Source organism: Escherichia sp. E1130 (assembly GCF_005781065.1).
Classification (GTDB): domain Bacteria; phylum Pseudomonadota; class Gammaproteobacteria; order Enterobacterales; family Enterobacteriaceae; genus Escherichia.
Genome location: NZ_VATL01000027.1, coordinates 122,113 through 133,155, shown reverse-complemented (window position 1 = coordinate 133,155; position 11,043 = coordinate 122,113). Strand labels below are relative to the sequence as shown.

At 47.1% G+C, this 11,043-nt stretch carries 10 protein-coding genes and 1 pseudogene; 7 read left to right on the top strand and 4 right to left on the bottom strand.

What is annotated here, in order from left to right; genetic code table 11:
- Positions 1 to 61: 61 nt before the first annotated feature.
- Positions 62 to 580 carry a molybdopterin-guanine dinucleotide biosynthesis protein MobB gene (mobB, locus tag FEK66_RS21780; protein WP_130209950.1) on the bottom strand — a complete coding sequence of 173 codons (519 nt, stop codon included), beginning with the start codon at positions 578 to 580 and terminating at the stop codon, positions 62 to 64.
- Complete coding sequence (gene mobA, locus FEK66_RS21775; RefSeq protein ID WP_135495360.1) at positions 562 to 1,146, bottom strand: molybdenum cofactor guanylyltransferase MobA; 585 nt, start codon at positions 1,144 to 1,146, stop codon at positions 562 to 564. The genes mobB and mobA overlap by 19 nt, the downstream gene beginning before the upstream one ends.
- Positions 1,147 to 1,215: 69 nt before the next feature.
- Between mobA and FEK66_RS21770 the strand changes: the two genes are divergently transcribed.
- From FEK66_RS21770 to FEK66_RS21755, 4 genes are all read left to right on the top strand, one after another.
- Positions 1,216 to 1,485 carry a YihD family protein gene (locus tag FEK66_RS21770; RefSeq protein WP_001295263.1) on the top strand — a complete coding sequence of 90 codons (270 nt, stop codon included), beginning with the start codon at positions 1,216 to 1,218 and terminating at the stop codon, positions 1,483 to 1,485.
- Between the two features lie 76 nt (positions 1,486 to 1,561).
- Positions 1,562 to 2,548, top strand: coding sequence for a stress response kinase SrkA (gene srkA, locus FEK66_RS21765; protein WP_135495359.1), 987 nt, complete (start codon positions 1,562 to 1,564; stop codon positions 2,546 to 2,548).
- 16 nt (positions 2,549 to 2,564) lie between these two features.
- The gene (gene dsbA / locus FEK66_RS21760; RefSeq protein ID WP_064527999.1) at positions 2,565 to 3,191 is read left to right on the top strand and encodes a thiol:disulfide interchange protein DsbA; all 627 of its coding nucleotides are present in this window, start codon (positions 2,565 to 2,567) and stop codon (positions 3,189 to 3,191) included.
- 154 nt (positions 3,192 to 3,345) lie between these two features.
- The gene (locus tag FEK66_RS21755; protein WP_135495358.1) at positions 3,346 to 4,731 is read left to right on the top strand and encodes a DUF945 family protein; all 1,386 of its coding nucleotides are present in this window, start codon (positions 3,346 to 3,348) and stop codon (positions 4,729 to 4,731) included.
- Positions 4,732 to 4,771: 40 nt separating this feature from the next.
- On the opposite strand, the gene FEK66_RS21750 is transcribed toward FEK66_RS21755, so the two are convergent.
- Positions 4,772 to 5,704, bottom strand: coding sequence for an acyltransferase (locus FEK66_RS21750; protein ID WP_130209960.1), 933 nt, complete (start codon positions 5,702 to 5,704; stop codon positions 4,772 to 4,774).
- Positions 5,705 to 6,067: 363 nt separating this feature from the next.
- Here FEK66_RS21750 and polA point away from each other — a divergent pair, with 363 nt between their 5' ends.
- Positions 6,068 to 8,854, top strand: coding sequence for a DNA polymerase I (polA, locus tag FEK66_RS21740; RefSeq protein WP_130209966.1), 2,787 nt, complete (start codon positions 6,068 to 6,070; stop codon positions 8,852 to 8,854).
- A 390-nt stretch (positions 8,855 to 9,244) separates the two neighbouring features.
- On the opposite strand, the gene yihA is transcribed toward polA, so the two are convergent.
- Positions 9,245 to 9,877: a ribosome biogenesis GTP-binding protein YihA/YsxC gene (gene yihA / locus FEK66_RS21735; protein ID WP_130260086.1), complete on the bottom strand. Its 633-nt coding sequence runs from the start codon at positions 9,875 to 9,877 to the stop codon at positions 9,245 to 9,247.
- Positions 9,878 to 10,173: 296 nt separating this feature from the next.
- Here yihA and FEK66_RS21730 point away from each other — a divergent pair.
- Positions 10,174 to 10,340: pseudogene (locus FEK66_RS21730) on the top strand (hypothetical protein).
- A gap of 118 nt (positions 10,341 to 10,458) precedes the next feature.
- Positions 10,459 to 10,968, top strand: a complete 510-nt coding sequence (yihI, locus tag FEK66_RS21720) for a Der GTPase-activating protein YihI (RefSeq protein WP_130209972.1) — start codon at positions 10,459 to 10,461, stop codon at positions 10,966 to 10,968.
- Positions 10,969 to 11,043 lie beyond the last annotated feature (75 nt).

Below are 11,043 nucleotides of genomic sequence, written 5' to 3'. Positions count from 1 at the left end.
AGAAAAAAATGCCGGATGCGACGCTGGCGCGTCTTATCCAACCTACTCTTGCTTATCCGTCCTACTTTTGCATCCACTCCACCACAAAATCAGCCAGCCCCTCAATATCATTAATATCCAGTAACGCGACATCAAGATTAAGAGGCACATCACTGGCTACAGCAATAACATGTCTGTCTATCACTAATTCTTCTGGTCGATGTCCGGCACCATCGCGAAACAACACAATCTTCGCGATCTCTTCATGCTTGAACCCTTCAACCAGAATCAGATCCAGCTTTGAGGTATCCATGCGACTTGCAAGAAAATTCAGATCCAACGCTTCTTCGTCTGGCGTCTCCGTTATTAGCGCCCAACGCTGCTGGCTGGCAACGATGGTTTGCGCCGCGCCAGCCTTGCGCAGCTCATAGCTATCTTTGCCCGGTTTATCGACATCCATATCATGATGCGTATGTTTAATCAGCCCCGGGCGGATCCCTCTGGCGCATAATACCGGGATAAGTTTTTTCAACAGCGTCGTTTTTCCGGTGCCGCTCCACGCGGCAAAGGCGAGTAGCGGTATCATTGTTTTTCCTGCCATCGTGCAAGCTCCTCTGGCGTATTCATGTTCACAAATGCTTCTTTACGGTCGCTAAAATCAACCGCGTGACCGCCAGCAAGATTCATAAATGCCATTACCCGGCGTTCTCCTGCTTGCAGATATTCCTGCAACAACGGCTCAATAGCGCGATTTACCAGAGCAATAGTTGGATGATCGCGTTCACCGTCATGGACCCACACAACAGGTGCATCTTTGCGCTGATGATTAAGCCGGGAGACTAAATCCTGGGGAATATAAGGCGTATCGCACGGACAAAACAGAAACCACTCACCTGCTTCCTGCTGCATTACCGAAAGCATTCCCGCCAGCGGGCCAGGATAATCCGCCAGTGAATCCGCTATTACTTTCAGACCACTTGCCTGATAGATTTCCTGATGACGATTGGCATTAACCACGACGTGAGACAGCTGCGTCATAAGCGCGTCAGCGACATGTTGCCATAATGGTTTGCCGTTTAATTCAAGCAATCCTTTATCTACGCCGCCCATTCGTCTGGCTTTACCGCCCGCCAGTATAACGCCTGTTATCGTCGTCATCAGATTCACCGATATCGCCTCTTTTATTGTGGGATTGACCCTGCTAACGTGTCTGTCTCAAGAGTAAGGAGCATTACTATGAAATGTAAACGTCTGAATGAAGTTATTGAACTCCTCCAGCCAGCCTGGCAAAAAGAGCCAGACCTTAACCTGCTGCAATTTTTGCAGAAACTGGCGAAAGAGTCAGGTTTTGACGGCGAACTGGCGGATTTGACGGATGACATTCTGATCTATCACCTGAAAATGCGCGATTCCGCGAAAGATGCGGTGATCCCAGGGCTGCAGAAAGATTATGAAGAAGATTTCAAAACGGCGCTATTACGTGCGCGTGGCGTAATTAAAGAGTAAAAGCTTGTAAGCGCTACCAACAAAATCATTGTGAAATGATATCCTTCATCATTCGTAATGTTTTCCGGATGATGGGATGAACAACAGCGCTTTTACTTTCCAGACACTACACCCGGATACCATCATGGACGCTCTGTTTGAGCATGGGATCCGGGTGGATTCCGGTCTTACCCCGCTTAACAGCTATGAAAACCGTGTCTATCAATTTCAGGACGAAGATCGTCGGCGTTTTGTCGTCAAATTTTATCGCCCTGAACGTTGGACAGCAGATCAAATCCTCGAAGAGCATCAATTTGCGCTGCAACTGGTAAACGACGAAGTTCCTGTCGCGGCCCCTTTGGCTTTTAACGGCCAGACCTTATTGATTCATCAGGGATTTTATTTTGCCGTTTTCCCAAGCGTCGGTGGTCGTCAGTTCGAAGCCGATAATATTGATCAGATGGAAGCGGTTGGGCGTTATTTAGGGCGCATGCACCAGACGGGGCGCAAACAGCTTTTTATCCATCGCCCGACCATCGGTCTGAATGAATATCTCATTGAACCACGCAAGCTGTTTGAAAATGCTACGCTGATACCTTCTGGGCTGAAAGCGGCCTTCCTTAAGGCAACGGATGAGCTTATTACCGCCGTTACAGGACACTGGCGGGAGGACTTCACCGTTCTGCGATTACATGGTGACTGCCATGCCGGAAATATTCTCTGGCGCGATGGCCCAATGTTTGTCGATCTGGATGATGCGCGTAATGGCCCTGCAATTCAGGACCTGTGGATGTTGCTGAATGGCGATAAAGCTGAGCAGCGGATGCAGTTAGAAACTATTATTGAAGCTTATGAAGAATTTAGCGAGTTCGACACCGCTGAAATCGGACTGATTGAACCTTTACGCGCCATGCGTTTGGTTTATTATCTTGCCTGGCTAATACGGCGTTGGGCTGATCCCGCGTTCCCGAAAAATTTCCCGTGGTTAACCGGGGAAGATTACTGGCTGCGACAGACGGCGACTTTTATAGAACAGGCAAAAGTTCTACAAGAACCCCCTTTGCAATTAACACCTATGTATTAATCGGAGAGAGTAGATCATGAAAAAGATTTGGCTGGCGCTGGCTGGTTTGGTTTTAGCGTTTAGCGCATCGGCGGCGCAGTATGAAGATGGTAAACAATACACCACGCTGGAAAAGCCGGTTGCTGGCGCGCCGCAAGTGCTGGAGTTTTTCTCTTTCTTCTGCCCACACTGCTATCAGTTTGAAGAAGTTCTGCATATTTCTGAGAATGTGAAGAAAAAACTGCCGGAAGGTGTGAAGATGACTAAATACCACGTCAACTTCATGGGCGGGGAGCTGGGGCAATCTCTGACACAAGCGTGGGCTGTGGCGATGGCGCTGGGCGTAGAAGATAAAGTGACTGTACCACTGTTTGAAGGCGTACAGAAAACACAGACCATTCGCTCTACGGCCGACATTCGTGATGTCTTCATCAACGCAGGTATTAAAGGCGAAGAGTATGATGCAGCATGGAACAGCTTTGTTGTTAAATCTCTGGTCGCACAGCAAGAAAAAGCGGCTGCAGATGTACAATTGCGTGGCGTTCCAGCGATGTTTGTTAACGGTAAATATCAGCTGAATCCGCAGGGTATGGATACCAGCAATATGGATGTTTTTGTTCAGCAGTATGCCGATACAGTAAAATATCTGTCTGAGAAAAAATAATTTATTGTGACTTACATAAAGCCCGTGAATATTCACGGGCTTTTTTGTTGTTTAATCAATATAAATACTTTCTGATAATTCACCTCGTTTCTGGACATTTTAATATCAAGCGCGGATATTAAAAGTTTTGCTGTTTTATCAGGGAATAATAGAGATGATACGTAAGTCAGCCACAGGTGTTATTGTTGCATTAGCCATTATCTGGGGCGGTGGAACATGGTATGAAGGGACTCAAATCCAGTCTGGCGTCGAAAAATTTATTAAAGATTTTAACGACAGTAAAAAGAAGGGAGAGCATGCCTATGATATGATCGCCAGCTATAAAAACTTTGATAAAGGTGCGCCAGATCTCAATATCAAGCCAGGACAAGGTATTGCATTTGATGTGGATGTCGATCATGGCCCCTTGCCCCTATCAATGTTAAAAAGTGGCAATATCTTACCTGCTATGGCGGCAGCAAAAGTTAAATTAGTCAATAATGAACTGACACAACCGCTATTTATTGCCGCAAAAGATAGAGCGCCCGTCGAAGCAACATTGCGATTCGCCTTTGGCGGTTCTTTCTCTACAACTCTGGACGTTGCCCCAGCAGAGTATGGAAAACTCTCCTTTGGTGAAGGTCAGTTTACTTTTAATGGTGATGACAGTTCATTGTCTAATCTCGATGTTGAAGGCAAAGTCGAAGATATTGTTCTGGAATTATCGCCAATGAATAAAGTCACGGCGAAAAGTTTTACCATTAATTCTCTGACGCGATTAGAAGAAAAGAAATTTCCGGTTGGTGAAAGCGAGTCGAAATTTAATCAGATTAGCATTGTCAATCACGGTAACGAAGTTGCCAAACTCGACGCTTTCGTCGCGAAAACCACACTAGAGCGCGTAAAAGATAAAGATCATATCAATGTCAATCTGAGTTACGAAATTGATAAGTTAACAAAAGGGAATCAGCAACTCGGTAGCGGTCAATGGTCATTGATTGCTGAATCTATTGATCCCTTAGCAGTTCGCCAGTTTATCATCCAGTACAACATTGCGACGCAGAAGCAACTTGCAGCACACCCTGAGTTAGCAAATGATGAAGATGCACTGGAAGCAATGAATACGGCATTGTTCAAAGAGTATTTACCGTTATTACAAAAAAGTGAGCCGATCATTAAACTACCTGTAAGCTGGAAGAACGCTGTCGGTGAACTAAATGCTAATCTGGATATTAGTATTGCCGAACCAGCCCAATCGTCATCATCCACAAACAAAGATATTAAATCTTTCAATCTGGATATGAATGTACCGATTAATGTCGTCACTGAAATAGCTAAACAGCTTAATTTATCTGAAGGAATGGATGCTGAAAAAGCTCAAAAGCTGGCTGATAAACAAATCGGCGGAATGGCAACATTAGGTAAGATGTTTCAGTTAATCACAATTGACAACAATATCGCCTCGCTGCAACTGCATTATTTGCCAGGTAAAGTTGTTTTTAACGGGCAGGAGATGAGCGAAGAAGAGTTTATGTCTCGTGCCGGACGTTTAGTGCATTAAAATGATAACTCGCCTCTGCTAATACGGAGGCGAGTTATAACTACTTATCATGATGCTGTGATGACATCAGTGAAGTCAGAAGTCGGTCTTTTTCCTGCCACAGTGTGTTCAGCCACTGCTGAAAATGACGTTTGAAGCTTTTGTCATTGATATAGTCGCCATGCAACTCTTCAGCAATAGGTTGTAAATCCACATGCACGACAATCCGCGTCAGTTTGCCACTTAACATATCGAAGAATGGCTGGCGGTTATTGTCCGGATAACACAGCGTAACATTGAGTAGTTTATCGAATTGTTTACCCAGCACATTCAGCGTCATCGCGATACCGGCGGCTTTGGGAGGCAGGAGATTTTTAAATGTCGAGTGGGTTTGCTGGTGTTTCTGTTCAGTAAAACGGGAGCCTTCAACAAAATTCACAATCGTGGTGGGATGCAGGCGAAACTTTTCGCAAGACCGACGAGTGGTTTCAACATCTTTACCGCGCCGTTCCGGATGACGTATCAAATAAGCGCGGGAATAGCGCTTCATAAATGGCATATCCAGCGCCCAGCACGCCAGGCCCAGGAAAGGCACCCAGGCCAGTTGCTGCTTGAGAAAATATTTGTTCATTGGAATATGCTTACGAAACAACACGCATAGTACAACAATATCAGCCCAACTGCGGTGGTTACAAATAAGCAGATACCAGTTCTTCTTACTTAGCCCTTCCAGTCCGCGAACTTCCCATTGCAGGTGTGGGTTAAGGTGCAGTAATAGCGCTAATCCTTCACACCAGCAATACATCATAAAATCACAAAAAAGCGATACCTTTCGCCAAATCACTGGCACAGGTAACAATAGTTTTACGATCCCGGCAATGATGATCGGGACAGAACAAAAAATGGTGACCAAAATGGTCAATACGATACTCACCAAAAGTGTTATCGCAGCGAGTATTCTCGTCATAATTAAATTATTCAAAAGGTTAGCCATAGACAGTGCGCTAAAGAAGCGCAAGGCGCAGATTTTAGCAGAAAACGGTCCAAATAACGGATGATCCTTAAATAGAAAAATAATTCATATCTATCCACATTAGAAAAAATCCCTATTACTCAATCACCAGCAATGCTTTTATTTTTAACTTTATGAAAAACAACAACAAACCTAATGCTGTAACAAGCATGATAATAAATTAAAAGTGATGTAAATAATTTATACACAAAGTTATCCACATGACGATTTGCGAGCGATCCACAAGATCTACAAAAGATTTTCACGAAAAGCGGTGAAAAACTCATGTTTTCATCCTGTCTGTGGCATCCTTTACCCATAATCTGATAAACAGGCACGGACATTATGGTTCAGATCCCCCAAAACCCACTTATCCTTGTAGATGGTTCATCTTATCTTTATCGCGCATATCACGCGTTTCCGCCGCTGACTAACAGTGCAGGCGAGCCAACCGGTGCGATGTACGGTGTCCTCAACATGCTGCGTAGTCTGATCATGCAATACCAACCGACGCATGCAGCGGTGGTCTTTGACGCCAAGGGAAAAACCTTTCGTGATGAACTGTTTGAACATTACAAATCACATCGCCCGCCAATGCCGGATGATTTGCGCGCGCAGATCGAACCCCTGCACACAATGGTAAAAGCGATGGGGCTGCCTCTGCTGGCCGTTTCTGGCGTAGAAGCAGACGACGTTATCGGTACTCTGGCGCGCGAAGCAGAAAAAGCCGGGCGTCCGGTATTGATCAGCACCGGTGATAAAGATATGGCGCAGCTGGTGACGCCAAATATTACGCTTATCAATACCATGACGAATACCATCCTCGGCCCGGAAGAGGTGGTGAATAAGTACGGCGTACCGCCAGAACTGATCATCGACTTCCTCGCGCTGATGGGCGACTCCTCTGATAACATTCCTGGCGTACCGGGCGTCGGTGAAAAAACCGCACAGGCACTGCTACAAGGTCTTGGCGGCCTGGATACGCTGTATGCCGAGCCGGAAAAAATTGCTGGATTGAGCTTCCGCGGCGCGAAAACAATGGCGGCGAAGCTTGAGCAAAATAAAGAGGTGGCCTATCTCTCTTACCAGCTGGCGACGATTAAAACCGACGTTGAACTGGAACTGACCTGCGAACAACTGGAAGTACAACAACCGGCGGCTGAAGAGTTGTTGGGGCTGTTCAAAAAGTATGAGTTCAAGCGTTGGACTGCTGATGTCGAAGCGGGCAAATGGTTACAGGCCAAAGGGGCAAAACCAGCCGCGAAGCCGCAGGAAACCATTGTTGTCGACGAAACACCCGAAGTGACTGCGACAGCGATTTCTTACGATAACTACGTCACTATTCTGGACGAAGAAACTCTAAAAGCATGGATTACGAAGCTGGAAAAAGCGCCTGTATTTGCGTTTGATACCGAAACCGACAGCCTCGATAACATCTCCGCCAACCTGGTAGGGCTTTCTTTTGCTATCGAACCTGGCGTAGCGGCCTATATTCCGGTTGCTCATGATTATCTTGATGCGCCCGATCAGATCTCCCGCGAGCGCGCACTCGAGCTGCTAAAACCGCTGCTGGAAGATGAAAAGGCACTGAAGGTCGGGCAAAACCTGAAATACGATCGCGGTATTCTGGCGAATTACGGCATTGAGCTGCGGGGGATTGCGTTTGATACCATGCTCGAGTCCTACATTCTCAACAGCGTTGCCGGTCGTCACGATATGGACAGCCTCGCGGAACGTTGGTTGAAGCACAAAACCATCACTTTTGAAGAGATTGCTGGTAAAGGCAAAAATCAACTGACCTTTAACCAGATTGCCCTGGAAGAGGCCGGACGTTACGCCGCTGAAGATGCAGATGTCACCTTGCAGCTGCATCTGAAAATGTGGCCGGATCTGCAAAAACACAAAGGGCCACTGAACGTCTTCGAAAACATCGAAATGCCGCTGGTGCCGGTGCTTTCACGCATCGAACGCAACGGTGTGAAGATTGACCCGAAAGTGCTGCACAATCATTCTGAAGAGCTCACCTTGCGTCTGGCTGAGCTGGAAAAGAAAGCGCATGAAATTGCAGGTGAAGAATTTAACCTTTCTTCCACCAAGCAACTGCAAACTATTCTTTTTGAAAAACAGGGTATTAAGCCGCTGAAGAAAACGCCGGGTGGTGCGCCTTCAACGTCAGAAGAGGTACTGGAAGAGCTGGCGCTGGACTACCCGCTGCCAAAAGTGATTCTGGAGTACCGTGGCCTGGCGAAGCTGAAATCGACCTACACCGACAAGCTGCCGCTGATGATCAACCCGAAAACCGGGCGCGTGCATACTTCCTATCACCAGGCAGTAACTGCGACGGGGCGTTTATCCTCAACCGATCCTAACCTGCAAAACATTCCGGTGCGTAACGAAGAAGGCCGCCGTATCCGCCAGGCGTTTATTGCGCCGCAGGATTATGTGATTGTCTCGGCGGACTACTCGCAGATTGAACTGCGCATCATGGCGCATCTTTCACGAGACAAAGGCTTGCTGACCGCATTTGCAGAAGGAAAAGATATCCACCGGGCAACGGCGGCAGAAGTGTTTGGTTTGCCACTGGAAACCGTCACCAGCGAACAACGCCGTAGCGCGAAAGCGATCAACTTTGGTCTGATTTATGGCATGAGTGCTTTTGGTCTGGCACGGCAATTGAACATTCCACGTAAAGAAGCACAGAAGTACATGGACCTTTACTTCGAACGTTACCCAGGCGTACTGGAGTATATGGAACGCACTCGTGCGCAGGCGAAAGAGCAGGGATACGTTGAAACCCTGGACGGACGTCGCCTCTATCTGCCGGATATCAAATCCAGCAACGGTGCACGTCGTGCTGCGGCTGAACGTGCAGCCATTAACGCACCAATGCAGGGAACCGCTGCGGATATCATCAAACGGGCGATGATTGCCGTTGATGCCTGGCTACAGGAAGAGCAACCGCGCGTGCGCATGATCATGCAGGTACACGATGAACTGGTGTTTGAAGTTCATAAAGATGATGTCGATGCGGTAGCGAAGAAGATCCATCAGTTGATGGAAAACTGTACCCGCCTGGATGTGCCTTTGCTGGTGGAAGTGGGTAGTGGCGAAAACTGGGATCAGGCGCACTAAGATTTGCCTTAACAAGCCTTTTTTTCGTAACTAAGCAACATAACTAGCCATGATTTGTGATGGGTATTAGAAATTCCTATGCAACAACTGAAAAAAAATTACAAAAAGTGCTTTCTGAACTGAACAAAAAAGAGTAAAGTTAGTCGCGTAGGGTACAGAGGTAAGATGTTCTATCTTTCAGACCTTTTACTTCACGTAATCGGATTTGGCTGAATTTTTTAGCCGCCCCAGTCAGTAATGACTGGGGCGTTTTTTATTGTGCGAAAGAAAAGATCCGTATTGCCGGATACATTGTGCTTAACAAGCCTGCGGTAGAAAATAGCTCATTGAATTTGCATGATTTTATGTGCCAGATACGCGATATCCGGCACATGCATAAGGGCTAGAAAATTATTCGCCGTCCTGCGTTTCTTCTACAGGCCGCATCTCGCTGAACCAGGTATCCAGTTTCTGGCGAAGCTTATCCACGCCTTGCTTCTTCAGAGAAGAGAATGTCTCTACCTGCACATCACCGTTAAACGCCAGCACTGCTTCACGCACCATATTCAATTGCGCTTTACGTGCACCGCTCGCCAGTTTGTCCGCTTTGGTCAGCAACACCAGTACGGCGATATTGCTGTCCACCGCCCACTCAATCATCTGCTGGTCGAGATCTTTCAGCGGATGGCGAATATCCATCAGCACGACCAGGCCTTGTAGACTCTGACGTTTTTCGAGGTACTCACCGAGCGCGCGCTGCCATTTGCGCTTCATCTCTTCAGGAACTTCCGCGTAGCCATAGCCAGGCAAGTCGACCAGACGTTTGCCCTCAGCCACTTCAAACAGGTTGATAAGCTGGGTACGTCCTGGTGTTTTCGAGGTACGCGCCAGGCTTTTCTGGTTAGTCAGCGTGTTCAGCGCGCTGGATTTACCTGCGTTGGAACGGCCTGCAAAAGCCACTTCGATCCCGGTATCGGAAGGTAAGTGGCGAATATCAGGCGCACTCATCACAAAATGCGTCTGTTGATAATTCAAATTAGTCAAAGCGGTCGTCTCCGTCAGTCAAAGCTTTGTGGCGATTATACCTGAACCACAATAAAAGACGGATTTTTCGGCGTGAACGGTGTAAGTAAATACCATGTACTTTGTGAGACATTGCCGATTGTTTTTATGCGAAATCGAAGAGAAATTTCTGCGACACATGTCAAATAGGCTAAATAAATCATGTGATTAGTTTTATACAATAATCTGAAAATGAGTAAATACTGATGATAGTTTATTGTTTGTTTAACACAGAAGCGTAAAGTAGCACCCATAGAGCGAGGACGCTAACAGGAACAATGACTCAGGATGAGGGTCAGGAGCGCCAGGAGGCGAAGACAGAGGATTGTCAGGAAGACAAACGTCCGGAGACGTCACTAAAGGGAAATGGAATCAACACGGAATGTTCCGGCTAATGGAAAAACAGGGTGTGTTGGCGGCCTGCAAGGATTGTAAGACCCGTTAAGGGTTGTGAGTCAGGAAAAAAGGCGACAGAGTAATCTGTCGCCTTTTTTCTTTGCTTGCTTTCTGTTAGATTCCGCCGCAAATCTATACTAAATAAAACGGCTAAAAGACGAATTGATATGAAACCATCATCTTCAAACTCACGCAGCAAGGGTCATGCAAAAGCGCGTCGTAAAACCCGCGAAGAGCTGAATCAGGAAGCTCGTGATCGCAAGCGCCAGAAAAAACGCCGTGGTCATGCACCAGGCAGCCGCGCAGCGGGCGGTAGCGCTACTTCGGGTAGCAAGGGCCAGAATGCACCGAAAGATCCACGTATTGGCAGTAAAACCCCTATTCCATTGGGCGTGACTGAAAAAGTCACCAAACAGCACAAACCGAAGAGTGAGAAACCTATGCTTTCACCGCAGGCGGAGTTGGAGTTACTGGAGACAGATGAGCGTCTGGATGCGCTGCTGGAACGTCTGGAAGCAGGCGAAACCCTGAGTGCCGAAGAGCAATCCTGGGTAGATGCCAAGCTGGATCGTATTGATGAGCTGATGCAGAAACTCGGCCTCTCTTATGACGACGACGAAGAAGAGGAAGAAGACGAGAAGCAAGAAGACATGATGCGTCTGCTGCGGGGCAACTAACGGATTGCCTGCATGGGCCTTCCCGTTCTGCTGATAACCCTTCCGGTTATATGTTATCTGGTGTGGTTATTCGTT

Coding starts and splice junctions, on each gene's coding strand:
- mobB (WP_130209950.1), bottom strand. CDS start 580: ATGGCAGGAAAAACAATGATACCGCTACTCGCCTTTGCCGCGTGGAGC.
- FEK66_RS21770 (WP_001295263.1), top strand. CDS start 1,216: ATGAAATGTAAACGTCTGAATGAAGTTATTGAACTCCTCCAGCCAGCC.
- srkA (WP_135495359.1), top strand. CDS start 1,562: ATGAACAACAGCGCTTTTACTTTCCAGACACTACACCCGGATACCATC.
- dsbA (WP_064527999.1), top strand. CDS start 2,565: ATGAAAAAGATTTGGCTGGCGCTGGCTGGTTTGGTTTTAGCGTTTAGC.
- FEK66_RS21755 (WP_135495358.1), top strand. CDS start 3,346: ATGATACGTAAGTCAGCCACAGGTGTTATTGTTGCATTAGCCATTATC.
- FEK66_RS21750 (WP_130209960.1), bottom strand. CDS start 5,704: ATGGCTAACCTTTTGAATAATTTAATTATGACGAGAATACTCGCTGCG.
- polA (WP_130209966.1), top strand. CDS start 6,068: ATGGTTCAGATCCCCCAAAACCCACTTATCCTTGTAGATGGTTCATCT.
- yihI (WP_130209972.1), top strand. CDS start 10,459: ATGAAACCATCATCTTCAAACTCACGCAGCAAGGGTCATGCAAAAGCG.